This window comes from Mesorhizobium sp. M1D.F.Ca.ET.043.01.1.1 (genome assembly GCF_003952385.1).
Taxonomy (GTDB): Bacteria; Pseudomonadota; Alphaproteobacteria; order Rhizobiales; family Rhizobiaceae; genus Mesorhizobium.
Window position 1 is genome coordinate 1,328,379 of record NZ_CP034444.1, and the last position, 25,452, is coordinate 1,353,830.

Below are 25,452 nucleotides of genomic sequence, written 5' to 3' on the forward strand. Positions count from 1 at the left end.
CGATACCCCTCAGATCGGCTGCGTCATATCGAGCGTGCCGAGCGTTCCGGGCGGCAGGCCGTCGGGTCCGATGGCGACCGGCCCGAGCGATATTTCGGCTTGCGAATCGAGCGCCGACAGCAGCTTTTCCGAAACCAGCACCACCGCATCGCTCGCTTCATCCGGCCGCAGCTCGAAGATCAGCCTCGCCTTCTTCGGCAGGCCGGGGTCGATGGCCACGGGAAGCAGGCCATTGGCGAAGGACAGCCGCTCGGTCTGGTCATAGGTCAGGCCCGTCGTTCCGCGCCAGGACGCGACCGCCACCGTTGTCGATTGCGCCCGTGCCGCAAGCTCCACCGTGACGACGGCCCAGATGCCGCCGGTGGTCAGGACCTTGCTGTCGCCGAACCTGTCGACTTTCAGGTTGCGGGCGAATTCCACCTTCTCGGCACGGATTTCGAAGCCTCGCCCGACGACCGTGTCGCCGAGCTTGCCGCGCGCGGGGATCGGCCCGATCAGGTCGCCGTAATGCGGCTTCGACAGCTGCAGGCCGTAGCAAAGCGACACCGCGGCGAGCAGCAGGACGACGTTGGCGAGCTTGCGCATCATGGCTGGATTTCCACGCTGCCGGGCCCGCTGCCGACGGGCAGCGTCAGCGTGCCGATCGGCGCCGGATTGAACCAGCCCGGCAGACCGTAGAGATTGTCGCGCTGCTTGTAGGTCTTGCGGATGACCGTCAGTTCGAGGCTTGCCGGCGGAGCCGCTCCGTCCGGCAATTGCCAGACAAAGACCATGCGCTCCGGCATGCCGGGGTGCAGTTCCGGCGACAACGTGGAATCGCGTGTCAGCACGATGAAAGGTTTCGTCGCCGGATCGACCGTTGCCCGGCTCGCCCGCAGGACATCGAAATAGTCCTTTGTCGATTTTGCCGTCCGGTTGGTCATCTCGAGCTCGAGGACGAGTGCCTTCGCGCCGGGCTTGAGCGGCACGCCGTAGAGGTTCTCGCCTTCGGCGGAGTAGGCCTTGAGCGGCCTCAGCAGCCATTCGCCCGTTTCGATCCGGCCGCCGGGCGCCAGAACGGCAAGAGGCTCGTGCCTTGCGCCGAAGGCGCCCATGACGCCGGCGACGGCAATCGCCGCCGCGGTGCCGAAGCCGGCCACCAGCCAGGCTTTCAGGCGGGAACCGGCATTCTCAAGCATTCTGGGCCTCGACTTCCGCGCCGCCCGGCGAGCCGGCCGGCCGCGCATCTTCGCTGGTCTGGCGCTTCGGCAGCGCGAAGGCCGTTTCGAGGACGGCGGCGAGGAAGCAGATCCGGACAGGCTCGACGAGGATGCCAGTCGAGGAGTCCTGGAACGGGCTGCCGAACAGCAGCGATACGCCCTCGGAAAGCACCTGCCAGGTATCGAGCCCATGCGGGCCGATGAGGCGCGTCATGCCGAGCCACGCCCAGGCCGCCAGCCAGTCGATCAGGCGGTAGCCGACGATCAGCGTGACGATCAGCACCAGGCCCGAGCTCAGCGTGATGCGCACGCCATTGGCGATCGGCAAATAGCGCGAGCGGTAGCCGGAGACGAAGTGCTCGACGAAGTCGCGCAGGAATTTCGGAATGGCGCGGTAGCGCTCGCCGGCACGTTCGACGCGCCGGTGCATGCGCCTCAGCTCCCTGTCGTCGCGCACGTCGTAGCCGTAGATCAGCGCGGCAAGCACCAGCCAGATCACCGGCAGGAGCATGTAGAAGAACAGGTTGACCAGCTTGGCGGTCGTGTCGATCGACGTGACCTCGACGGGAACCATCGGATCGGCAAAGGCGCTTGCGATCGGGTTCGCGATGCCGTCGGCAGCGGCCTGCAGGGTCGAAAAGAAATTGCGGCTCATGATCCAGCCGACGACCTCGTCCTTCCAGCGCGAGATCACATAGAGACCGATGAAGATCCAGTTGGTCTCGCAGATGACCACGACGATCTGCCAGAAGGAGCGCGAGCCGCCGCGCGCCTGCTTGGTGATGGCGAAGCGGCGGATCAGCCAGGAGATGACGACAGAAAGGACCAGCCACCGGGAATCCAGGACGTCGAGCACGTTGCCGGCGCCCTCGCCGAAGGGCGCCATGTCGAGCGTGACGCGGGAATATTGCCGCACGGTGTCGCCGAGAAAGCCCCAGGCGGCGTAATAGGCGAAGAAGGGCAGCAGCGCGACGGTGACCATGCGCGCCAGCCGCGCGCTGCCGCTGCGCGCCTCGCCCAAACTTTCATCGCGCGCGGCCTGCTGTGCCGCGCGTGTTGCCGGCAAAGCCGGCAGCAGCATCTGGAACATGGCGACGGTGACAATGAGCTGCGTCAGCGCGACCAGCGTCAGCAAGGCAAGCCCCGCCATATGGTTGACAAGGGCGGTGCGCGCGGCGAGCTGCATGAACAGGTCGCCGAACACGATGCCGAGGAGCACCATGGAAACCAGTTGCGGCCAGAAGCGCCACCAGAGCTTGAAGGTCAGCGCCAGCGGCTTTGCGGCATCGGCAAGCATGTCGAGGCGTTCAGTTGGTTTGCGAACGCCCCCCAGTCATGTCGGCGGGTCGGGTATCGAAGGCGGCGTCTCGGCTCATGTCCTCTCCATTTTCACGAGCCCCCGCACGCGTCGACGAGAGATAGTACAGACCCGAGCGCTTTGACACCCCTGCACCAACCTTTAGGCGAAATTGGACGCACAACTCGCCTTACGCCAGGAGCCATTTCCGGTCATATTGATGCCAGGACCTCAAGCTTGGCGAGGGTCGGCATGGCAATCTTCCTGGCATTCCTCGGCGTCGCGCTCGTGGTGATCGTCACGCCCGGACCCGATACCGCGATCACCATCCGCAACACCTTGCTCGGCGGCCGCCCGGCGGGAATCCTGACCGCGCTCGGCGTCGGTTGCGGCTTGACGATCTGGGCGCTCGCGACGAGCGTCGGCCTCGTCGCGCTGCTGACGGCGTCCGAACCGCTCTTCCTCGCCGTCAAATATGCCGGCGCCGCCTATCTCGTCTATCTCGGCATGCAGGCGCTGCGCGAGGCGATCCGGCCGGCGCATTTCGACCATGCGCAGGCGCCGGCCCTGCATCATAGACGATTGGCGGCGATCGCCGCATTCCGGCAAGGCCTCATCAGCGATCTCGGCAATCCGAAAATAGCCGTGTTTTTCCCCAGCCTGCTGCCGCAATTCGTGCCGGCCGGACAAGCGTCTTTTCTGTCGCTGCTCCTGCTCGGCGTCGTCTTCGCGCTGATCACCTTCATCTGGCTGACCATCTACGCAACTGTCGTGGCCAAGGCCGGCGACTGGCTGCGACGGCCGACTGTGCGCCGCGTCGTCGAAGCGGTCAGCGGCACGCTGCTGATCGGGCTCGGCATCCGCATCGCGGCCGAGCAGCGATAACGTTAAATCAGCCCGCCTTCTTGCGCGTCATGAAGGCCGTCAGCGCGGCGCGCGCCTCGTCGGAGGTCAGTCGCTCGCGGAAGTGCGCGCTTTCGACCTCGATGCGGGCGATCAATTCGTCGCGCGGCTCGCGCATCAGGTCGCGCGCGATCTTCAGCGCTTGCGGCGGCTTGGCGGCGATCTCGTCGGCGGCCGCCAGCACCGCGCTTTCAAGCGCGTCTTCCGCGACCACGTCGTAGATCAGGCCGGCGGCCTTGGCGCGCTCGGCCGAAAAACCTTCGCCGAGACCGAGCAGCGCGAAGGCGCCCTGCCGGCCGAGGACCCGCGGCGCCAGCAGGCTGGAGCCGGCCTCCGGCACCAGGCCGAGGTCGACGAAGGGGGTGCGGAAGAGCGTGCGCGGGGTGGCGAAGGTCAGGTCGCAATGCAGGTTGAGCGTCGTGCCGATGCCGACGGCGATGCCATCGACGCCCGAAACCATCGGCTTTTCAGTCTTGGCCAGCGCCATCAGGAAATCCCAGACCTCGTTACCGCCCTCGCCGCCGGTGGCGATGACCAGGAAGTCGGCAAGGTCGTTGCCGGAGGAAAAGGCGCCGGGCACACCGAGGAAGACGTGGACGCGGATAGCCGGATCGGCATCGCCCTCGACAAGAGCGGCCGACATTTTGCCGTACATGGCGCGCGTCAGCGCATTCTTCTTGTCGGGCCGGTTCATGCGGATGATCTGCACGGCGCCCCGGCGCTCGATGAGGATATGGTCGGTCACGGTCGGTTCCTTCGAATGTCAGGGGTCAGGCGGATATCAATGCCCTGCCGGCGACGGCGAGGCTGTCGGCGCCGTCGATGACGCGCTCCTTCAGGGCGCGTGTCTCGCCGAGCAGGTTTTCGGCAAAGAAGCGGCAGAGCGCGATGCGGCCGCGGTCGGCCAGCCCGCCTTGCGCCAGATAGGCGCCGCCGGCGGCGAGCGAGATCAGGCGCAGATAGGGCGTGGCGCCGGCCATGGCGGCGTCGGCCTTGCCGCCGGCCAGCAGCTTCTGCAGGAAGCGCGTCGCCTCATCGAGATCGGCAAGGGCGCGATCGAGATTGTCGGCGGTGCGGCCGAAGCCCTCGATGTTGGAGGTGCGCACGCCGTCGGCCATCGCTTTGAGCTCGCCGATATAGCGGTGCACATGCTCGCCGCCGCCGAGCGGCAGCTTGCGCGAGACGAGGTCGATCGCCTGGATGCCGTTGGTGCCTTCATAGATCGGCGCGATGCGCGCATCGCGATAAAGCACGGCCGCGCCTGTCTCCTCGATGAAGCCCATGCCGCCATGCACCTGGACGCCCAGCGAAGCGACCTCGACGCCGACGTCGGTCGAGAAGGCCTTTGCCAAGGGCGTCAACAGATTGGCACGGTCGCGCCAGGTGGCGGCGGCCTCGCCCTCGGCGACGCGCGCGCGGTCGATGGCATGCGCGCAGGAATAGCTGATGGCGCGCGCGATCTGGGTCAGCGCCCGCATGGTCAACAGATTGCGCTGCACATCCGGGTGATGGACGATCGGCGCCATACCGGACCCGGCATAGTCCGACGCCTTGCCCTGGCGGCGCTCATTGGCATAGGCGATCGCCTTCTGCGTCGCGGCCTCGGCCACCGCCACGCCCTGCATGCCGACGGCAAGGCGGGCGTTGTTCATCATGGTGAACATGCAGGCGAGACCCTTGTTCTCCTCGCCGATCAGCCAGCCGATGGCTCCCCGCGTCGCGCCCTGGAAACCATCGCCGTAGATCATGGTGCAGGTCGGCGAAGCATGGATGCCGAGCTTGTGCTCGAGGCCGGAACAGAAGACGTCGTTGCGGGCGCCGAGCGAGCCGTCGTCATTGACCAGGAATTTCGGCACCAGGAACAGCGAGATGCCGCGCGTGCCGGCCGGCGCGTCGGGAAGCCTCGCCAGCACCAGATGCACGATGTTGTCGGTGAAATCGTGCTCGCCATAGGTGATGAAGATCTTCTGGCCGAAGATGCGGTAGGTGCCGTCGCCGGCGGGCTCGGCGCGGGTGCGCAGGGCCGCGAGGTCGGAGCCCGCCTGCGGCTCGGTGAGGTTCATCGTGCCCATCCACTCGCCGGAGACGAGCTTGGCCAGATATTTTTCCTTGAGCGTCTTGGAAGCGTGCTTGTCGAGGGCCTCGACCGCACCCATGGTCAGCGTCGGGCCGATGCCGAAGGCCATGGCGGCTGAGTTCCACATTTCGAGCGCGGCGACGCCGAGCATTGTGGGCAGGCCCTGGCCGCCGAATTCTTCCGGCCCGGAGAGCGCGTTCCAGCCGCCGTCGATCCAGCGCCGGTAGAGCTCCCTCCAGCCGGGCGGCGTGGTGACGGCCGCGTCCTTCAACACCGCGCCATGCTCGTCGCCGATCTTGTAGAGCGGCGCCACCTCTTCGCTGGCGAAACGGCCCGCCTCGGCCAGGATCGCGTCGACGAGGTCTTCGCCGAGATCGCCGAAGGTGCCGGACTCCAGCGCCGGCTTCAGGCCGGCAACGTGCTTCAGCGTGAAGGCGATATCCTCGACCGGTGCGCGATACATGTCTGCTCCTCCTCCGTTCCGGCCAACCGTAGTCGCGGGGCCGAACCGAGACCATCCGCCTTTGGGCCGGTCCCGCGCCTTCTTTTTACGTAAACGTCAAACTTTGTCACGCGGATTTTGCATTCCTTTCCAGGCGTACTAGATACGAAGCAGCCGGCCGTCGAGGTCCGGCTCGAGACCAGGCCGAACCCATGCTTGCCAGACCTGACGCCTATCGTTGCATCGAATGCGGCCTCCCCTATCGGGCTGCCGGCTTCTGGTACCATGAAGGCAAGATGGAGCATGGACCGGCCTACTGGACGGACCGCGGCATATTGTGCTCCCCGCAATGCTCGCTGGCGCATCACAAGAAACGCGCCGCCGAGGGCACGCTGCCGCAAGATCCGGCGCCCGATCCTTTCGAGGCGCAGTCGCTGTTTCGGCGCTGAGCGCCCAATCGGCTTTGAAAGCACTTCCTTAACCATAGCGGTTCAAGATCGTCCTCTGGTCAGTGGGGACACCCTGATTGAAAAAGCCGGCGCGCCCTCTTCGCCGCCTGGCGCTTCTCGCGGCAGCGGTTGCGCTGGGCACGGCGGCAAAGGCCTCGGATTTCTCCGAGCCCTGGAAGAATGCCGACCGCGCGCTGGTGATCGACGCCTACGAATACAATTCCATCGACTGGGCTGAGCTTGCCACCGACAAGCGCATCGTCGGCTTCATCAACAAGGCTTCCGACGGGCTGCCGCCGCCCTATTTCTGCTTCGGCGAAGAGACCGACGTGAAGCTCTGCAAGGCGCTGTGGAAGCGCTACGCGGTGACGCGCGAGCTCTTCCAGACGCGCAAGGTGGTGGCCAGGGCGCTCGGCCTGAAATGGGGCGCCTACCACCTTGCCCGCCCCGGCAATCCGGTCGAGCAGGCCAATAATTTCGTCGATTTCGCCGAGCCCGCGCCGGACGATCTCATTGCCCTCGACATCGAGGGCATCGATCCGGCGCAGTGGATGTCGCTCGAGGACGCGGAAGAATTCGTGCGCCAGGTGCACCGCCGCCTCGGGCGCTTCCCGGTGCTCTACTCGAACGGCAAGACCGCCCAGTACATCGCCGACAACCGCTACACTTACCGGCTGCTGTCCAGACTGCCGCTCTGGTATGCGCGCTACAAGCCGGACATCGACGTGCATTTCCCGATGGGCAACTGGCAGGGCTACGCGCTGTGGCAGTTTTCCGCCAAGGCGAATTGCGGCCGCTTCAGCTGCCCCTATCGCGTGCCGGGCACGCCCAACGACATCGACGTCAGCGTCGCGCCGATGAAAGCCGATGAGTTGCGCCAGCAATGGGCCTTCGGCGGGCTGATCGACGTGCCGCCCGACTATCTGGCCTCGATCCCGGTGCCGATCCCGCGCGAAGCCGGCCTCGCCGGCAAGGTCACCATCACCTATGCCGATGTGGCGGCGCCGCCGACTTTCGAGGAGCTGGTCGCGGTACTCGGCGCGCGCTGGGAGAAATTCCGCGACGGATTCCGCATGCCGGTGGTGAAGACCGTACCGCAGCGCCCGGGTTTCGGCATCGTTCAATATGTCGCCTGGAAGCGGGCCGGGCAGCGCACGCCCGAACAGCTCGACGCCGCCTTCGCGGCCGCCGATCCGGTCAGCACCGCTTCGACGACGCTCGACCACCGCAGGCAATAGTCAACGGCACCGTCAACGATGATTGCCCAGGCTGGCATACATGCCGGTGGTGCGAAACTGCGTCGGGTTGATGCCGTAGCAGCGGCGGAAAACCTTGGAGAAGTAGTTCGCGTCCTCGAAACCGCACAGCACCGCGACTTCCTTCACCGGCAGGAAATCCGCCCTGGTCAAGAGTTTCGCCGCGCGCTGCAGCCGTTGCTGCAGCACGAATTCGGCCGGCGGCAAGCCTTCGCTCTCGGCAAAGCAGCGTGAGAAATGCGCGCGGCTGAGACCGCTGATCCCGACAAGCTCCGCCACCGGCAGAGGCTTGTCGAGATTGGCGTTGATGTGATCGATCACCGGCTGCATGGCGCTCTGCTTCTCGGCGAAGGCGTGCGAGCCGAAGACATCGTCATAGAGCGCCATCGCCGCCTCGTAGGCGATCGCCGACGCGGCGCCCGGCGAGCCCGCCCCCTTGATGAGGCGCAGGCTGCAATCAGCAAGGTGATCGATGGTCGGGGGCTGCAGCCGAAACACGGGGCCTGACACGCCGAGGATGGACTTGTGGACGCGCAGCGCTTCCTCGCCGTTCATCGAGATCCAGAAATATTCCCAGCGGTCGCCCTTGGCCAGCCAGTAGCGATGGTTGTGCGGCACCAGCACCAGCAGCGTGTCGTTCGCCTGCAGGCGATAGTTGCGGTTCTCGTAGCGCAACTGCCCGGTGCCGCTGATCGTATGCTGGAGCACGGTGAACGGGGTCTGGCCGCGCTTTCGCCCGTCCCAGTCATAGGTCTCGTCCTCGCGCACCTCGTAGCCTGAGCTGGTCGGCATGGCGTGCAGGCGCTGGCGGCCGCGCGGCAGCGAGATCGTCCGCATCGACTGCCCGTTGGCGATCAGGTCCTGCAGCACAAAATTACCCTCGAAAGCATAATCCTTCTCTGGCCGCGCCCGCGAATAAGCGCATAATCCGGCTCATCAAGAACGGGAAAGACCCGCGGTCGAGGAGCGGGCGGGAGGAGAAAGAGCCGGATTTCCGGCTCGAATGGCGAGCACGCGTGCTGGCGTGCGGCCATATCCTCCCCTGCTGCTCCTTGCCTAGCATTCGAATGGATCGAGGTGAAGGTGATGGGTTTCAAAATCGCTATCATTGGCGCCGGGAGCGTCGGTTTCACCAAGAAGCTGTTCACCGATATTCTCTGCGTCCCCGAATTCCGGGACATCGAATTCGCGCTGACCGACATCAGCGAGCACAATCTCGGCATGATCAGGGCGATCCTCGAAAGGATCGTGGAAGCCAACAATCTGCCGACCAGGGTGACGGCGACGACCGACCGCCGCAAGGCGCTGGAGGGCGCGCGCTACGTCATCAGCTGCGTGCGCGTCGGCGGCCTCGAAGCCTATGCCGACGATATCCGCATTCCGCTGAAATATGGCATCGACCAGTGCGTCGGCGATACGATCTGCGCCGGCGGCATTCTCTATGGCCAGCGCAACATTCCGGTGATCCTCGATTTCTGCAAGGACATCCGCGCGGTCGCCGAGACCGGCGCCAAATTCCTGAACTATGCCAACCCGATGGCGATGAACACCTGGGCCGCGATCGAATACGGCAAGGTCGACACGGTCGGGCTCTGCCACGGCGTCCAGCACGGTGCCGCGCAGATCGCCGAAGTGCTCGGTGCGAAATCGTCGAAGGAACTCGACTATGTCTGTTCCGGCATCAACCACCAGACCTGGTTCATCGAGCTCAGGCTGAACGGCCGGCCGATCGGCAAGGACGAGCTGATCGCCGCCTTCGAAGCGCACCCGGTCTATTCGAAGCAGGAAAAGCTGCGCATCGACGTGCTGAAGCGTTTTGGGGTCTATTCGACCGAGAGCAACGGGCATCTCTCCGAATATCTGCCCTGGTACCGCAAGCGCCCCGACGAGATCACACGCTGGATCGACATGTCGGACTGGATCCATGGCGAGACCGGCGGCTATCTGCGCTACTCGACCGAGACGCGCAACTGGTTCGAGACGGAATATCCGCAATTCCTCGAAGCGGCGTCGAAGCCGATCGATCCGGCAAAACGCTCCAACGAGCATGCCAGCCACATTCTCGAGGCGCTGGAGACCAACCGCGTCTATCGCGGGCACTTCAACGTCCGGAACAACGGCGTGATCGCCAACCTGCCGCAGGACGCCATCATCGAGTCGCCCGGCTTCGTCGACCGCTTCGGCATCAACATGGCGGCCGGCATCACGCTGCCCGAGGCCTGTGCCGCCACCTGCATGTCCTCGATCAACGTCCAGCGCATGTCGGTGCATGCCGCGATCGCCGGCGACATCGATCTGTTGAAGCTCGCCGTGCTTCACGATCCGCTGGTCGGCGCGGTTTCGACGCCGGAGGAGGTCTGGCAGATGGTGGACGAGATGGTCGTCGCCCAGGCCGCCTGGCTGCCGCAATACGCCGATGCCGTGCCGGCGGCAAAAGAGCGGCTTTCGAAATCCAGGGTCAAGACCCGCGAATGGGCGGGCGCGGCGCGGCGAAGCGTGCGCTCGATCGAGGAATTGCGCGCCGAAAAGGCGGCATTGAAACAGGCCGGTTGAGCCTCGGCTATTGTGCTGGCCCAGGGAGGCGGGTCGGCCGGTTCAGCCGCCTGGAAATAGCGGGCGGAAAGCAGAAAACGTCCTGATCACGTGGGAGGAGACAATGAGGACCTTACGCAGAATTGGCATTGCCGCCGGACTGACGCTCGGCGTTTCAGTTCCGGCTCTCAACGCTTTCGCATCCGAGCCGACGGCGCCTCCGGAACCGGCGACGTTTCCGGCCGAAGGCAAGATCCATTTTGTGGCGCGCGACTCCATCCTGGAGTTCAAGGCGCTGCCCGAATATCACGAGCCCGACTGGGTGACGGAGAAATACGTCAAGACCGGCAAGCTGCCGCCGGTGAAGGACCGGCTGCCGAAAGAGCCGCTGGTCTTCAAGACCGCCAACATGCCGGACGGCGTCGGCGTCTATGGCGACACGATGCGGCACGTCATCGGCGGCAGGCCGGAGGGCTGGAACTACGGCGCCGGCCAGACGCAAGGCTGGGGTGGCATCGACATCGGCCTTTCGGAATGCCTGACGCGCACCGCGCCGCTGTTCCAGGTCGAGGCCAAGGACACCGAACCGCTGCCGAACCTCGCCAGGAGCTGGGAATGGTCGAAGGACGGCCACAAGCTCACCATGCATCTCATCGAAGGCGCCAAATGGTCGGACGGCGTGCCCTTCAACGCCGACGACGTCATGTTCTACTGGGACGATGAGGTCGTCGACCCCAACGTCTCGCCGCTGAACGGCGCGACGCCGGAAACCTTCGGTGTCGGCACGACGCTGAAGAAGATCGACGACTACACCGTCGAGTGGACCTTCAAGGACGCGTTCCCGAGACAGTATCTCTACACGATGGCCTATGGCACCTTCTGCCCCGGCCCTTCGCACATATTGAAGCCGCAGCATCCGAAGTATTCGAAGAATACCTACGACCAGTTCAAGAATGCCTTCCCGCCGGAGTTCATGAACATGCCGGTGATGGGTGCCTGGGTGCCGGTCGCATACCGGCCCGACGACATCATCGTCCTGCGGCGCAACCCCTATTACTGGAAGGTCGACGAGAAGGGCAATCAACTGCCCTATCTCAACGAGCTGCAATACAAGCTCTCGACATGGGCCGACCGCGACGTCCAGGCGGTGGCGGGCTCGGGCGACTTCTCCAACCTCGAGCAGCCGGAAAACTTCGTCGCCTCGCTGAAGCGCGCCGCCGAGAAGAACGCGCCGGCACGGCTTGCCTTCGGTCCGCGCCTCATCGGCTACAATCTGCGCTTCAACTTCTCCGCCAATGGCTGGGGCAACCCGGACGAGCGCGGCCAGGCGCTGCGCGAGCTGAACCGCAATGAGGACTTCCGCAAGGGCGTCACCATGGCGCTCGACCGCAAGGCGCTCGGCGATTCGCTGGTCAAGGGGCCGTTCACCGCCATCTATCCCGGCGGCTTCTCGTCCGGCACCAGCTTCTACGACCGCAAGTCGACCGTCTACTATCCCTTCGACCTCGAAGGCGCCAAGGCCGAGCTTGCCAAGGCCGGCCTCAAGGACACCGACGGCGACGGCTTCGTCAACTTCCCGGCCGGCACCGCCGGCGGCAAGGATGTCGAGATCGTGATGCTGGTCAACAACGACTACATCACCGACAAGAGCCTCGCCGAAGGCGTCGTAGCGCAGATGGAAAAGCTGGGCTTGAGGGTCGTGCTCAACGGCGTAAACGGCACGCAGCGCGACGCGACCCAATATTCGGGCCGCTTCGACTGGCTGATCCGGCGCAACGAGCAGGAGCTCACCTCCGTCGTGCAGAACACGGTGCAACTCGCTCCGGTCGGTCCGAAGACCAGTTGGGACCATCGCGCGCCGGAAAGCGGCGAGGTCGATCTGATGCCGTTCGAGAAGAACTTGGTCGACATCGTCAACAAGTTCGTCTCGACGCAGGACAACGACCAGCGCGCGGAGCTGATGAAGAAGTTCCAGAAGATCTCGACGGAAAACGTCTACAATGTCGGCCTGACGGAATATCCGGGCGCGCTGATCGTCAACAAGCGCTTCTCGAACATCCCGCAGGGAACGCCGATCTTCATGTTCAACTGGGCCGAGGATTCGATCATCCGCGAACGCGTCTTCGTCGCGGCCGACAAGCAGGCCAAGTATGAACTCTTCCCTGAGGAACTCCCCGGCAAACCGGGAGACAAAGGCCCGATGTAAGGTTTACCTCCCCTGACGAAGAAAGTCCGGCCGCGCCGCGGCGCGGCCGGACCAACGAAACTTCCGCACGCACCCGAGGGAGCGACCGGCCAGACAAAGGAAGCGGACCGTCCATGTTGCGATTCCTGCTCATGCGCATAGCGTCGGCGCTTCCCGTCCTCGCCATTTTGAGCCTCGTCACCTTCGCCATAATCCAGGCGCCTCCCGGCGACTACGCCGACTATATCCGCTCGCAGCTGATCAACCAGGGCGGAGCCTCCTACGCCGAGGCGGATGCGCAGGCGCAGGCCTACCGGAAAGAACATGGCCTCGATAAGCCGCTGCCCGTCCAGTATCTCAACTGGATCGGCGGCATCGTCACTCGCGGCGATTTCGGCTACAGCCTCTATTACAACAAGCCGGTCGCCGATGTGGTCGGCGAGCGGCTGCCGCGCACGCTGCTCCTGGCGCTGGTCTGCCACCTGCTCGCCTCGGTGCTCGGCATCAGCTTCGGCATATGGGCGGCGACCCGGCAGTATTCCTGGATCGACTCCACGCTTTCGGCCATCTCATTCCTCGGCATGACGGTGCCGCGCTTCCTGATGGCGCTGATCATCGTCTACCTGCTGGTCTTCCAGTTCAACGTGTCGGAGATCGGCTCGTTCTTCTCGCCGCAATATGGCGGCGCGCCATGGTCGTGGGCGAAGTTCGTCGACCTCGTCAAGCATGTCTGGCCGGTGGTGGCGATCGCGACCTTCGGCGGGCTCGCCTACAACATGCGCGTCATGCGCGGCAACCTGCTCGACACGCTCAACGCGCAATATGTCGAGACGGCGAAGGCCAAGGGACTGACCGGCGGCGCGGTGGTGATGCGCCATGCCGTGCCCAACGCGCTGCATCCTTTGGTCATGTATCAGGGCGTGGTCCTGCCCTACATGCTGACCGGCGAGATCGAGACGGCGATCATCTTCGCGCTGCCCACAGTCGGACCGGCGATCGTCGGCTCGATGGCGGTCGGCGATGTCTATGTGACCGCAACCTTCATGATGGTGCTGTCGGCGACGCTGATCGTCGGCAACATCATTGCCGACATGCTGCTCGCGCTTCTCGACCCGCGCGTGCGCCAGTTCGGGGAGCATTAGATGCTGGCGCGCGATCCATCACCTCCACCGCCGCCGGCCGAAGGCGCAGTGCACCAGCCCGCCCACGGCAACGAGAGCTACGTGGCGCTCGTCTGGCGCCGGCTGAGGCGCTCCTGGACCGGCATGGCCGGACTTTGCCTAGTCGTGCTGCTGCTCGCGATGGCCGTGTTCGCGGAATTCCTGGCGCCTTTGGACCCGAAGGCGACCGATATCGCCTTCGCCCCGCCGGAGGTGCCCGCTTTCCGCGACAAGGACGGCAATTTCACCGCGCGGCCGAGAATCTACGTGCTGGCCGAGTCGACCGATCTCGACCCGGTCACGTTCCAGCCGATCGTCGGGCCCGACTACGACCATCCGCGACTGCTCGGCTTCTTCGTCGAGGGCGCGCCCTACAAGCTGCTCGGTCTCATCCCGGCGGACCGGCACCTCTTCGGTTCGATGGACGGCCAGCCGGTGCATTTCCTCGGCACCGACAAGTTCGGCCGGGACGTGCTGTCGCGCGCCATCCATGGTTCGCGCGTCTCGCTGATGATCGCGCTGACGGTCGTCTTCATCGTCACCGTCATCGGCACCACTGTGGGCATGGCATCGGGCTATTTCGGCGGCAAGTTCGATGTCTGGATGCAGCGCTTCGTCGAGCTTGTGCTCGCCTTCCCGCAACTGCCGCTCTATCTCGCGCTGACGACGCTGATCCCGGTCACCGCGCCGACCAATGTCTTCCTCGCCTTCGTCATCATCGTCATGTCGGCGCTGGGCTGGGCGCAGATGTCGCGCGAGGTGCGCGGCAAGACTCTGGCGCTGGCGCGCATCGACTATGTGCGCGCCGCCATGGCGGTGGGCGCCACCGACCGGCGCATCATCATGCAGCACATCTTCCCCAATGTGATGAGCCATGTGATCGTCGCCGTGACGCTGGCGATCCCGACGGTGGTGCTGCTCGAATCCTTCCTCGGCTTCCTCGGGTTCGCGGTGAAGCCGCCGCTGATCTCGTGGGGGCTGATGCTGCAGGACACTGCCACCTATTCGGTCATCGGCACCTATCCGTGGATCCTGTCGCCGGTCGGCTTCGTGCTGATCACCGTCTTTGCCTTCAACGCGCTGGGCGACGGCCTGCGCGATGCCGTCGATCCCTATTGAGGTGGCGAGGATGACGACGATCGCGCTAGCCGAATCCTTCGCACCCGCCGTCCGGCACGACCATGACGGTCGCCATGAGCAGCCCGTCATCGACGCCCGCAACATCGAGGTCGCCTTCAAGGTCGAGCACGGCACCGTCGAGGCGGTCAAGGACGTCTCGTTCCAGCTCTATCGCGGCGAGACGATCGCGATCGTCGGCGAATCCGGCTCCGGCAAGTCGGTGACGGCACGCACCGTCATGGGCCTGCTGTCGCGGCGGGCGACGGTATCGCCGAGGTCGAGCGTCGAATATCTCGGGCAAAACATCCTGAAATTTTCCGAGCACGCCCGACGTAAGCTGCGCGGCAACCGCATCTCGATGATCTTCCAGGAGCCGATGAGCTCGCTCAACCCGATCTACACGGTCGGCAGCCAGATCGTCGAAGCGATCAGGGTGCATCGCAAGGTGAGCCGCAGGCAAGCCTGGGCGCGGGCGCTCGAGCTTTTGCGGCATGTGCAGATTCCCGAGCCGGAAGCGCGGCTCAAGCAATATCCGCATCAGCTCTCCGGCGGGCAGCGCCAGCGCGTCATGATCGCCATGGCTCTGGCCAACGACCCCGACGTGCTGATCGCCGACGAGCCGACGACAGCGCTCGACGTCACGGTGCAGGCGCAGATCCTGAACCTGATCCGCAATCTGCAGAAAGAACTGCGGATGGCGGTGATCCTCATCACCCACGACCTCACCGTGGTGCGCAAGTTCTCCGACTACGTCTATGTCATGCAGCATGGCGAGATGCGCGAGCACAACGTCACCGAACGGCTCTTTGCCGACCCGCAGCATCCCTATACGCGGCGGCTGCTTGCTTCCGAGCCGCACGGACGGCCGAAGCCATTGCCTGACAAATCCGGCACCATTCTCGAAGCGAACGGTGTGCGCGTCTGTTTCATGATGCGCCACGGCAGCTTCCTGAAGCCCGACTGGCGCGAGTTGGTCGCGGTCGACGATCTCGACCTCAAGCTCTGCCGCCACGAGACGCTTGGGCTGGTCGGCGAATCCGGCTCCGGCAAGACAACCTTCGGCCAGGCCCTGCTTCGGCTGCTGGACGCCAGGCGCGGCGAGATCCGTTTCGACGGCCAGCCGATCCACGGGCTGACGAGGGCGGGGATGCGGCCGCTGCGCTCGCGCATGCAGATCGTCTTCCAGGATCCTTTCTCCTCGCTCAATCCGCGCATGACGATCGGCCAGATCATCGAGGAAGGACTGGCCGTCAACAGGATCGGTGCGACGCGGCGCGAACGGGTCGAGCGGGTGCGCGAGGCGCTGGTGAGCGCCGGCATGCCGGGCGATATCCTGTCACGGTTTCCGCACGAGTTCTCCGGCGGCCAGCGGCAACGCATCGCGATCGCGCGGGCCATCGCGCTGGAGCCGGAATTCATCCTGCTCGACGAACCGACATCGGCGCTCGACCTTTCGGTGCAGGCGCAAATCATCGACCTGTTGCGCAAGCTGCAGGACGAGCGGGGCCTGAGCTACCTGTTCATCTCGCACGACCTCAAGGTGGTGCGGGCGCTGTGTCATCGCGTCATCGTCATGCAGCACGGCAAGATCGTAGAACAGGGCCCCGTCGACGAGGTGCTTTCCAATCCCAAGACCGCCTACACCGAACGGCTCGTCAGGGCCGCCTTCGACGTGGCGTGACCATATGCCGGAGGTTCACAGTGGCTAGAAATCCCAAGATCACGTTCATCGGCGCCGGCTCGACGGTGTTCATGAAGAATATCGTCGGCGACGTGCTGCAACGGCCAGCGCTGTCCGGCGCCACGATCGCGCTGATGGACATCAATCCGCAGCGGCTGGAGGAGAGCGCCGTCGTGGTCAACAAGCTGGTCGCCACGCTCGGCGTGAAGGCCAAGGCCGAGACCTATTCCGACCAGCGGAAGGCGCTCGCCGGAGCCGACTTCGTCGTCGTCGCCTTCCAGATCGGCGGCTACGAGCCCTGCACCGTCACCGATTTCGAGGTGCCGAAGAAATACGGCCTGCGCCAGACGATCGCCGACACGCTCGGCGTTGGCGGCATCATGCGCGGCTTGAGGACCGTGCCGCATCTGTGGAGGATCTGCGAGGATATGCTCGCCGTCTGCCCGCAAGCGATCATGCTGCAATACGTCAACCCGATGGCCATCAACACCTGGGCAATCGCGGAGAAATATCCCACAATCAAGCAGGTCGGGCTCTGCCACTCGGTGCAAGGCACGGCGATGGAGCTGGCGCACGATCTCGACCTGCCCTACGAAGAGATCCGCTACCGTTCGGCCGGCATCAACCACATGGCCTTTTATCTCAAGTTCGAGCATCGCCAGGCGGACGGCACATACCGCGACCTCTATCCCGACCTTGTGCGCGCCTATCGCGAAGGCCGCGCACCGAAGCCGGGCTGGAACCCGCGCTGCCCGAACAAGGTGCGCTACGAGATGCTGACCCGGCTCGGCTATTTCGTCACCGAAAGCTCGGAGCATTTCGCCGAATACACGCCCTATTTCATCAAGGACGGCCGCCCCGACCTGATCGAGAAATACGGCATTCCGCTCGACGAATATCCCAAGCGTTGCATCGAGCAGATCGAGCGCTGGAAGGGCCAGGCGGAGGCCTACCGCTCGGCCGACCGGATCGAGGTCGAGCAATCGAAGGAATACGCCTCCTCGATCATGAACTCGGTGTGGACCGGCGAGCCGTCGGTGATCTACGGCAATGTCCGCAACAATGGCTGCATCACCTCGCTGCCTTTCGACTGCGCGGCGGAAGTGCCGTGCCTGGTCGATGCCTCGGGCATCCAGCCGACCTATATCGGCGACCTGCCGCCGCAGCTGACCGCACTGATCCGCACCAACATCAATGTCCAGGAACTGACGGTGCGGGCGCTGATGAGCGAAAACCGCGAGCACGTCTATCACGCGGCGATGATGGACCCGCACACGGCGGCCGAGCTCGATCTCGACCAGATCTGGTCGCTGGTCGACGACTTGCTCGCCGCCCATGGCGACTGGCTGCCGGCCTGGGCGCGCAGCGGCCACAAGAGCGCGGCCGCCTGATCACGTTTGTTTTGAGCAATTCCGGACGGAAAACCGCTACGCACTTTTCCTGGAATTGCTCAGGCGCCGCCGGTCTGCTCGCGCTCGACGGCGCGCCAGCCGATGTCGCGGCGGCAGAAGCCCTGCGGCCAGTCGATATGGTCGACCGCCGCATAAGCCTGCTTCTGCGCCTCCGCGACTGTGGCGCCGGTCGCGGTGACGTTGAGCACGCGGCCGCCATTGGCGACCAGCGCGCCGCCATTGATGGCGGTGCCGGCGTGGAAGATCTCGGCGCCTTCGGCTGCCGCTTCGTCGAGGCCGCGGATGACCGAGCCCTTTTCCGGCGTGCCGGGATAGCCCCTCGCCGCCATCACCACGGTGAGTGCGGCCTCGTCGCTCCAGCGCGCCGACATATGCGCGAGCTGGCCATCGACGGCGGCGTTGAGCAGGACCAGCAGGTCGTCCTTCAGCCGCATCATCAGCACCTGGCATTCCGGATCGCCGAAGCGGGTGTTGTATTCGATGAGCTTCGGGCCCTGGTCCGTGATCATCAGTCCGGCGAACAGGATGCCGGCGAAGGGCGCGCCGAGATTGGCCATGCCGCGCATGGTCGGCTCGATGATCTCGCGCACGGCGCGCTCGGTCATTTCGGGCGTCATCACCGGCGCCGGCGAATAGGCGCCCATGCCGCCGGTGTTCGGGCCGGTGTCGCCGTCGCCGACGCGCTTGTGGTCCTGCGCGGTGCCGAAGGGGAGCGCCGTGGCGCCGTCGCACAGGCAAAAGAAGCTCGCCTCCTCGCCGGTCAGGTATTCCTCGACGACCACCTCGGCGCCGGCGGCGCCGAAGGCGCCTTCGAAACAGGCCTCGAGCGCGGCCAGCGCCTCGGGAAGCGTCATGGCGATGGTGACGCCCTTGCCGGCGGCGAGCCCGTCGGCCTTGATGACGATCGGCGCGCCGGTCGTCTCGACATAGGCTTTCGCCGAGGCGAGATCGCCGAAGCGGCCATAGGCGGCGGTCGGGATGTTGAATTTCGCGCACAGATCCTTGGTGAAGCCCTTCGAGCCTTCGAGCCGCGCCGCCACCTTGGACGGACCGAAGACGCGGATGCCCCAGGCGCGCAGGTCGTCGGCGATGCCGGCCACCAGCGGGCCTTCCGGACCGACCACGACGAGGTCGATCTTCTTTTCCTGGCAGAAGGCGGCAACGGCGGAATGTGCGGCGATGTCGAGCTTGACCAGCTCGGCGACCTGACCGATGCCCGGATTGCCAGGCGCGGCGTAAAGCTTGGTCAGCAGCGGCGAGGCGGACATCTTCCAGGCGAGCGCATGTTCGCGGCCGCCCGAGCCGAGAAGAAGAACATTCATGGCCACCTCTTGCTGCCGATCGTCCCCGTCGAGAGAACCCGCTATTGGTCCGCGGGCGGCGGGTCAAGGCGTCTTGGCATTTTGGCGGCAGTTGCGCACGGGAACATGGCCTCACCAAGAATTGATGAGGCTGGCCACGGCTGACGGAGATTGCCTGCTCCGGAAGACACGCCTTAACTCTGGAACACGACCGGGAACCAGTCCTCGCGCAGTTTCTGGCCGGGCTTCATGTCATGGCCCGGATAGGGCGGCGAGGTGCGGCCGGGACGCTCGACATAATGCGCGTCGTCGCCGACCCAGCGCAGCGACAGCGCCCGGCGCCGGGCCGACGTCATGTTGCCGCGCGCGCCGTGCGCCGTGCGGAAGTCGAACAGGATGGCATCACCCGGTTCCATCTCCCATTCGAGAACCTTCATCGACGGATCGTTGTCGGGGTCAGGCACCGGCCGGTAATCGCCCTCGTCGGCATAGAAATTGGCGTCGTTCAGCCAGCGCACCGGCAGGACCATCTTCTCCCATTTGTGCGAGCCGGCGATCAGCCTGAGCGTCGCCTCCTTCACCGGATCGATCGGGATCCAGAAGCTCACCGTCTGGCTGCCGTCGACGAAGTAATAGGGAATGTCCTGGTGCCAGGGCGTCGGCTTCTGCGTGCCGGGCTCCTTGACCAGAACATGGTCGTGGAAGAACTGCGCGCTGCGCGACTGCATGACGGCGGCCGCGAGCTCGGCGGCCGGCGATTCCTTGACGATCCTGACGAATTCCGGGATGCGCTCCCAGTTGCAATAGTCGTCGAAGAAACTGCCCTTGCCGTTGGCGATGTCGGACGCGGTGGCGCTGCGGTTCTTCATGTTGCGCTCGATGCCGTCGGCGATGACATCGACCCAGTCCCTGAAGGCGCCGCGGATGCAGACCGCGCCGTCGCGTTGGTAATCGGCAATCGTTGCGGCATCGATTTTGGGGCTGGCCATCGCGCTCTCCGTGATTGGACGCCAACTATCGCAGGCGCGTCATATCGGGTAAAATAATAACTTCTCATCTCGCTTATAGTTTTGTCCTATGAATTTGACCCTCACGCAGTTGCGCTATGTCGTTGCCGTGGCACGCTACGGCAGCGTCACCATGGCCGCCAGGGCGCTGAACGTGTCGCAGCCTTCGATCTCGGTGGCGATCGACAATGTCGAGGATGCGCTCGGCCAGAAACTGTTCGTGCGCCAGCGGGGAAGCGGGATCGCGCTGACGTCGTTCGGCCGCGGCGCGGTTGCCAAGGCCAGGCAGGTGCTGGCCGAGGCGGACGAGTTGGCCGCGCTCGGATCGCGCGAGGCCGATGTCGGCGGCGAGCTGGTGCTCGGCTGCTTCGAGGATCTCGCCCCCTATTTCGCCCCGGCGCTGATGCGCGCTTTCGCCGAGCGCTGTCCGTCGGTGACCGTCATTGTCCGCGACGAAACCTTCGAGACGCTGGGGCGGCGCCTGGCCGACGGCGCGGTCGATCTCGGCCTGACCTACGATCTTGGCTTGCCGGCGCATTTCAAGCGCGTGCTTCTGCACGAGCTTCGGCCGCACGCGCTGCTGCCGGCCGGCCACGTGCTGGCGGACAAGCGGACCGTCAGCCTGGCGGAGTTGGCCGCGCATCCGCTGATCACCACCGAGCAGCCGCACAGCTGGCAGCACATGCTCGATCTCTTCCTCAGTCGCGGCCTGTCGCCCGTCGCCCAGTCGTCGACAAGCTCGTTCGAGCTGCAGCGCAGCATGGTGGCCAACGGCTTCGGCGTCGCCGTCAGCTACACCAGACCGCATGGCGACAGGACCTATGACGGCCTGCCGCTGGTCTGCAAGCCGATTTCCGATCCGCTCCCGATGCAGCGCATCATTCTTGCCCATGACACGCGCCAGCGCCTTCCGAAGCCAGCGCTCGCCTTCATCGCGGTCGCAAAAGCCTGGTTCGCCAGTCACGATGTTTTCAATGGCTGAGCGACTAGAGTGGTTCACCGTTTCACGGAAACGGCGAACAACTCTATCTCTTTGTTTCCACGCAATTCCGGACGGAAAACCGCTTCGCACTTTTCCTGGAATTGCTCCAGGCGGCCGCTTGACGGCGCCGATTGCTGCTGCCACTCCATCGCGATGGAAACCATCCAGTCGAAAGCCGCCCAGGGCCGCGTCGCCGACGCGCCGAGCGGCCATTGGGTCTACCGGGTGCTGCCGCGCTGGCTGTGGCCCTATGCGCAGCTCGCGCGCTGGGACCGGCCGATCGGCTGGCAGCTGCTTTTGTGGCCCTGCTGGTGGTCGGCCGCCCTTGCGGCAAGCGCCTATCCGCGCCCGACGGACCCGCTGCTGACGCTGCTGCCGGCGCCGTGGTACCTGTTGCTGTTCTTCGTCGGCGCCGTCGCCATGCGCGGCGCCGGCTGCACCTATAACGACATCGTCGACGAGGACATCGACAACCAGGTCGAGCGTACCCGCTCGCGGCCGCTGCCGGCCGGCAAGGTGACGCGTCGCCAGGCCTGGGCGTTCCTCGTCATCCAGGCGCTGGTCGGGCTTGGCGTGCTCTTGCAGTTCAACAGCTTTGCCATTCCGCTCGGCATCGCCTCGCTGGCGATCGTCGCGATCTATCCGTTCATGAAGCGCATCACCAACTGGCCGCAATTCGTGCTGGGGCTCGCCTTCTCCTGGGGCGCGCTGATGGGATGGGCGGTCGAGTTCGGCGACCTCGATGGCCCGGCAATCATGCTCTATATCGGCTCGATCCTGTGGGTGATCGGCTACGACACGATCTACGCGCATCAGGACAAGGAAGACGACGCCATCGTCGGCGTGCGCTCGACGGCGCGGCTCTTCGGCGACAACACCAAGACCTGGCTGGTCGGTCTCTATGGCGGCACGCTCGTCTGCTTCGCCATCGCCTTCGCTTCGGCGCAGGTGCCGATGCCGGCGCTGGCCGGGCTGATCGCCGCCGGCGCGCACATGGCGCGCCAGATCATCCGGCTCGACATCAACGATCCGGATCAGTGCCTGAGATTGTTCAAGTCGAACAACCAGGTCGGCTGGCTGATCTTCCTGGGGCTGATCGGCGGCGCGCTGTGGGTGGCGTTGAAGCCGCTGGTGTGACGGCACCTTCCCTTCTCCCCGTGTGGGAGAAGGGGAAATCGCGCTACTCCCGCGCGATGATTTCCTGGCCGCCGATGACGAGGCGCAGGCCGAGATTGCCGGTCCTGCGGCGGGCGAGGAAGCGCGGGCGGCGCATGTTGGAGACACGGCCCTTGCGGCGTTCCTGCGGCGGCAGCGCCTTGATGGCGGCGCCGAGCGATTCTTCCAGCGTGCGGGCGATGCCGTCGGCCTCGATCAGGAGCATCGGCAGGCGATAGGCGTCGGCCCAGGCGCGCCAGTCGGCGGCCACGTCGTCGAGATCGTCGGCGACAAGCAGAGGCACCGACAGCATCGGATCGTTGTGCAGGAGTTCCAGCGTCACGGTGACGTTGCCGTCCGGATCTTCCATGGCGCGGGCGGCGACGCCGCGGAACGCGTTGGCGGGCAGCGCGATGATCGCCGGCACGCCGCTCATCTCCAGCATGCGCCGGATGACGGCGCCGCGATGATCGATGGTGAAGGTAACATCGCCATAATCGTCGCGCGTGGCATAGCTTACCATCTGCGGCAGGCGAAACGGGTCGAGACGCATGTTGCGCCCCGCCCAGACTGGCTTCAGTCCAGTGTTCATCGAATGCCTTCCTGTTTCTCCTGAGGGCCGTTTTCCGGTTCTCTCCGGGCCGGTTTTTCCGGCCTCGTTATGAGGAGAAACATTAGCGCTCGCTTCTTACCGCCGCGCTTAAGAAAGTCAGTTAAATTTTGCTGATCGGAGCCGATGGTTATCGGAATGCAACCAGCCACAACATATTGGAAGGATCAGATAACCTTACCGGGATTCATGATACCGGCCGGATCGAACGCCGCCTTCACGCGGCGCATCAGGTCGATCGCCATCGGCGGCGCCGTGGCGATCAGCTCGTCGCGCTTCAGCTGGCCGATGCCATGCTCGGCCGAGATCGAGCCGTGGAAGGAGCGCACGACGTCGTGCACGGCCTTGTTCATCGGGCGGTAGAGGCCGAGGAACGCTTCGTCGTCACCGCCTTCGGGGCGGGAAATGTTGTAGTGCAAATTGCCGTCGCCCATATGGCCGAAGCAGACGACGCGCGCGCCGGGGCTGACGGACGCAACAGCGGTTGCCGCCTTCTCGATGAGGTCCGGGATCGAGGCAATGGGCACCGAAATGTCGTGCTTGATCGAAGCGCCCTCCGGCTTCTGGCACTCGGGCAGCGTCTCGCGGAAATTCCAGAAGGCATCGCCCTGGGCAAGGCTGGCCGCGACCACCGCGTCGCCGACGATGCCTTGCTCGAGGCCGGCTGAAAGAATCTCCTCGATCAGCGCCCTGCCGTCTTCTTCCGAACGGCCGGAGGAAACCTGCATCAACACATACCATGGCCAGTCGTCGGCCAGCGGCCGCGTGATGCCTTGGCCATGCTTTAGCGTGAAGTCGTAAGGCCTCTTGCCGATCAGTTCGAATGCGGTGAGCGACGAGCCGGCCTGGTCCGTCGCCAGACTGAACAGCGACAGCGCGTCGCGAGCCGAAGACAGGCCGGCAAAAGCGACCTCCCTGCCCTTCGGCTTGGGAAAGAGCTTCAGCACTGCGGCGGTGATGACACCAAGCGTGCCCTCGGCGCCGACGAAGAGGTCCTTCAAATCGTAGCCCGTGTTGTCTTTCTTCAATTTGCGCAGGTCGTCGAACACCTCGCCGGTCGGCAGCACCACCTCGACGCCGAGGCACAGCTCGCGCGCGTTGCCATAGGCAAGCACGCCGGTGCCGCCGGCATTCGAAGACAGATTGCCGCCGATCTGGCAGGAACCTTGGGCCGCGAGCGACAGCGGAAACAGCCGGTCGGCGGCATCGGCGGCCTCCTGCAGCGTCTGCAGGATCACGCCGGCCTCGGCGGTGACCGTGTTCGACAAAACATCGATCTCACGGATGCGGTTCAGCCGCGACAGCGACAGCACGATGTCGTGCCCGGACCTGTCCGGCACCTGGGCGCCGACCAGCCCGGTATTGCCGCTTTGCGGCACGATCGGCGTTCCGGTCTCGGTCGCCAGCCGCATGATGCGGCTCACTTCCTCGACGCTGCCCGGCCGCAGCACCAGCGAGGTCCGGCCATGCCAGAGGCCGCGCCGCTCGGTTATGTAAGGCGCGATGTCGGCCTGGTCGCGCAGCGCGTATTTGTCGCCGACGATTGCCGCGAAGCGGTCGATGAGGGCGGGATCGAGGTCGAAGGGTTGGTCGTTCATGAGCCCGAACCTAGAGCAATTCCAGGAAAAGTGTGAAGCGGTTTTCCGTCCGGAATTGCGTCAAAACAAAGAGATAGGCTCAGGCGATCTTGTCACGCGGGGCGGCGGCGCGCACGAGGCGGTCGTTAATCGCCTCGCCCAGGCCGTCGAACGGAATCGGCTCGACGGCGATGGTGGCGGCACCGCTGCGGTCGAGCGCCTGCATGTAGGCGAACAGGTTGGTCGCGGCCTCGCGCAAATCGCCGGCCTCGGAAAGATTGCGCACCGCGACCGCATTGCGCCAGCCTTCGGCACGATCACGGCCGAAGGCGAGCAGCGCCTCTCCTTCGCCGATTTTTTCGGCATTGAGCCGGACCGATGCGCCCGGCGCATAGTGCGAGGCGAGCATGCCGGGCGCCTCGATGCCGGCGGCGCCGCGCATCATCTTCATGCCCACAACAGCTTCGATGTCCTCGGCAGCGATACCGCCCGGCCTCAGCAGCCGCAGTTCGCCGTCCTCGATCTTGACGATGGTGGATTCCAGGCCGACCGGCGTCGCGCCGCCATCGACCACCAGCTTGATCTTCCCGCCAAGATCGGCCGCCACCGCCTCGGCCGTGGTGGCGCTGATCCTGCCGGAGGAATTGGCGCTGGGAGCCGCGAGCGGCCGGCCGAGCCGCGCGATCAGCTCGCCGCCAAAACCTTTCGGCATGCGCAGCGCGATGGTGTCCAGCCCCGCGGTGACCAGCGGATGGATGCCGTTTTCCGCATGCTGCGGCAGCACCAGCGTCAGCGGGCCAGGCCAGAAGGTCTCGGCCAGTTTCGCCGACAGCGGATCGAATGCAGCAATGCGGCCTGCCATGGCGAGATCGGCGACATGGGCGATCAGCGGATTGAAGCGCGGACGGCCCTTGGCCTCGAAGATACGCGCCACGGCAACGCCGTTGGTGGCATCGCCCGCCAGCCCGTAGACGGTCTCGGTCGGGATGGCGACGACATCGCCGCCTTCGAGCAGCGCCACCGCCCGCTCCATCGCCTCGCCGACGGCAAGTATCTCAGCCAAATTCACCACCGTTCCTGAACACGCCGGTCCCGTAATACGGCATGG

22 protein-coding genes are annotated in these 25,452 nt (G+C 65.1%); 11 read left to right on the plus strand and 11 right to left on the minus strand.

All coding sequences use genetic code 11. From position 1 onward, the window contains the following. Positions 1-9: 9 nt before the first annotated feature. The 3 genes from EJ067_RS06775 to EJ067_RS06785 are packed head-to-tail and all read right to left on the minus strand — an operon-like array spanning position 10 to position 2,496. Positions 10-588, minus strand: coding sequence for a hypothetical protein (locus EJ067_RS06775; protein ID WP_126085260.1), 579 nt, complete (start codon positions 586-588; stop codon positions 10-12). Next, positions 585-1,178 (minus strand): hypothetical protein, encoded by a 594-nt coding sequence (locus EJ067_RS06780; protein ID WP_126085261.1) that lies wholly within the window; start codon positions 1,176-1,178, stop codon positions 585-587. Before EJ067_RS06780 ends, EJ067_RS06775 begins: the two co-directional genes overlap by 4 nt. Continuing rightward, entirely contained in the window at positions 1,171-2,496 is a 1,326-nt protein-coding gene (locus tag EJ067_RS06785; protein ID WP_126085262.1) for a hypothetical protein, read from the minus strand. The genes EJ067_RS06780 and EJ067_RS06785 overlap by 8 nt, the downstream gene beginning before the upstream one ends. 252 nt (positions 2,497-2,748) lie before the next feature. On the opposite strand from EJ067_RS06785, the gene EJ067_RS06790 reads away from it, so the two are divergent. Beyond that, a complete protein-coding gene (locus tag EJ067_RS06790; protein ID WP_126085263.1) occupies positions 2,749-3,381 on the plus strand; it encodes a LysE family translocator in 633 nt (210 codons plus the stop codon). Positions 3,382-3,388: 7 nt separating this feature from the next. Here the strand turns inward: EJ067_RS06790 and EJ067_RS06795 are convergent, their stop codons facing one another. Both EJ067_RS06795 and EJ067_RS06800 read right to left on the minus strand, forming a co-directional pair. Further along, positions 3,389-4,144: a crotonase/enoyl-CoA hydratase family protein gene (locus tag EJ067_RS06795; RefSeq protein ID WP_126085264.1), complete on the minus strand. Its 756-nt coding sequence runs from the start codon at positions 4,142-4,144 to the stop codon at positions 3,389-3,391. A 25-nt stretch (positions 4,145-4,169) separates the two neighbouring features. Next, on the minus strand, positions 4,170-5,939 hold the full coding sequence (locus tag EJ067_RS06800) for an acyl-CoA dehydrogenase family protein (RefSeq protein ID WP_126085265.1): 1,770 nt from the start codon (positions 5,937-5,939) through the stop codon (positions 4,170-4,172). A gap of 191 nt (positions 5,940-6,130) precedes the next feature. On the opposite strand from EJ067_RS06800, the gene EJ067_RS06805 reads away from it, so the two are divergent. Both EJ067_RS06805 and EJ067_RS06810 read left to right on the plus strand, forming a co-directional pair. Next, positions 6,131-6,367, plus strand: coding sequence for a hypothetical protein (locus tag EJ067_RS06805; protein ID WP_126085266.1), 237 nt, complete (start codon positions 6,131-6,133; stop codon positions 6,365-6,367). Between the two features lie 77 nt (positions 6,368-6,444). After that, a complete protein-coding gene (locus EJ067_RS06810; protein WP_126085267.1) occupies positions 6,445-7,605 on the plus strand; it encodes a glycoside hydrolase family 25 protein in 1,161 nt (386 codons plus the stop codon). Positions 7,606-7,617: 12 nt separating this feature from the next. On the opposite strand, the gene EJ067_RS06815 is transcribed toward EJ067_RS06810, so the two are convergent. Continuing rightward, entirely contained in the window at positions 7,618-8,460 is an 843-nt protein-coding gene (locus EJ067_RS06815; protein WP_126089520.1) for an AraC family transcriptional regulator, read from the minus strand. Between the two features lie 249 nt (positions 8,461-8,709). Between EJ067_RS06815 and EJ067_RS06820 the strand changes: the two genes are divergently transcribed. The 6 genes from EJ067_RS06820 to EJ067_RS06845 all read left to right on the plus strand — a co-directional run bounded on the left by EJ067_RS06820 (position 8,710) and on the right by EJ067_RS06845 (position 17,691). Beyond that, positions 8,710-10,176 (plus strand): alpha-glucosidase/alpha-galactosidase, encoded by a 1,467-nt coding sequence (locus tag EJ067_RS06820; protein WP_126085268.1) that lies wholly within the window; start codon positions 8,710-8,712, stop codon positions 10,174-10,176. 103 nt (positions 10,177-10,279) lie between these two features. Beyond that, complete coding sequence (locus EJ067_RS06825; protein ID WP_126085269.1) at positions 10,280-12,361, plus strand: ABC transporter substrate-binding protein; 2,082 nt, start codon at positions 10,280-10,282, stop codon at positions 12,359-12,361. Between the two features lie 113 nt (positions 12,362-12,474). After that, on the plus strand, positions 12,475-13,482 hold the full coding sequence (locus EJ067_RS06830; RefSeq protein WP_126085270.1) for an ABC transporter permease: 1,008 nt from the start codon (positions 12,475-12,477) through the stop codon (positions 13,480-13,482). Continuing rightward, entirely contained in the window at positions 13,483-14,619 is a 1,137-nt protein-coding gene (locus EJ067_RS06835; protein WP_126085271.1) for an ABC transporter permease, read from the plus strand. It abuts the gene before it with no gap. Positions 14,620-14,629: 10 nt separating this feature from the next. Further along, on the plus strand, positions 14,630-16,300 hold the full coding sequence (locus tag EJ067_RS06840) for an ABC transporter ATP-binding protein (RefSeq protein ID WP_126085272.1): 1,671 nt from the start codon (positions 14,630-14,632) through the stop codon (positions 16,298-16,300). 20 nt (positions 16,301-16,320) lie between these two features. Further along, entirely contained in the window at positions 16,321-17,691 is a 1,371-nt protein-coding gene (locus tag EJ067_RS06845; RefSeq protein ID WP_126085273.1) for an alpha-glucosidase/alpha-galactosidase, read from the plus strand. Positions 17,692-17,750: 59 nt separating this feature from the next. On the opposite strand, the gene purD is transcribed toward EJ067_RS06845, so the two are convergent. Then, positions 17,751-19,034, minus strand: a complete 1,284-nt coding sequence (gene purD / locus EJ067_RS06850; protein WP_126085274.1) for a phosphoribosylamine--glycine ligase — start codon at positions 19,032-19,034, stop codon at positions 17,751-17,753. A 173-nt stretch (positions 19,035-19,207) separates the two neighbouring features. Next, complete coding sequence (locus EJ067_RS06855) at positions 19,208-20,002, minus strand: phytanoyl-CoA dioxygenase family protein (RefSeq protein WP_126085275.1); 795 nt, start codon at positions 20,000-20,002, stop codon at positions 19,208-19,210. A gap of 88 nt (positions 20,003-20,090) precedes the next feature. Between EJ067_RS06855 and EJ067_RS06860 the strand changes: the two genes are divergently transcribed. After that, complete coding sequence (locus tag EJ067_RS06860; RefSeq protein WP_126085276.1) at positions 20,091-21,002, plus strand: LysR family transcriptional regulator; 912 nt, start codon at positions 20,091-20,093, stop codon at positions 21,000-21,002. A 153-nt stretch (positions 21,003-21,155) separates the two neighbouring features. After that, the gene (gene ubiA / locus EJ067_RS06865; protein WP_189510450.1) at positions 21,156-22,139 is read left to right on the plus strand and encodes a 4-hydroxybenzoate octaprenyltransferase; all 984 of its coding nucleotides are present in this window, start codon (positions 21,156-21,158) and stop codon (positions 22,137-22,139) included. A gap of 43 nt (positions 22,140-22,182) precedes the next feature. On the opposite strand, the gene EJ067_RS06870 is transcribed toward ubiA, so the two are convergent. The 3 genes from EJ067_RS06870 to EJ067_RS06880 form a co-directional block, all read right to left on the minus strand. Then, positions 22,183-22,749, minus strand: a complete 567-nt coding sequence (locus EJ067_RS06870) for a DUF6101 family protein (RefSeq protein WP_126085277.1) — start codon at positions 22,747-22,749, stop codon at positions 22,183-22,185. Positions 22,750-22,934: 185 nt separating this feature from the next. Then, complete coding sequence (locus tag EJ067_RS06875) at positions 22,935-24,365, minus strand: FAD-binding oxidoreductase (protein WP_126085278.1); 1,431 nt, start codon at positions 24,363-24,365, stop codon at positions 22,935-22,937. 79 nt (positions 24,366-24,444) lie between these two features. Then, positions 24,445-25,407 carry an L-threonylcarbamoyladenylate synthase gene (locus tag EJ067_RS06880; protein WP_189510452.1) on the minus strand — a complete coding sequence of 321 codons (963 nt, stop codon included), beginning with the start codon at positions 25,405-25,407 and terminating at the stop codon, positions 24,445-24,447. Between the last annotated feature and the right edge of the window lie 45 nt (positions 25,408-25,452).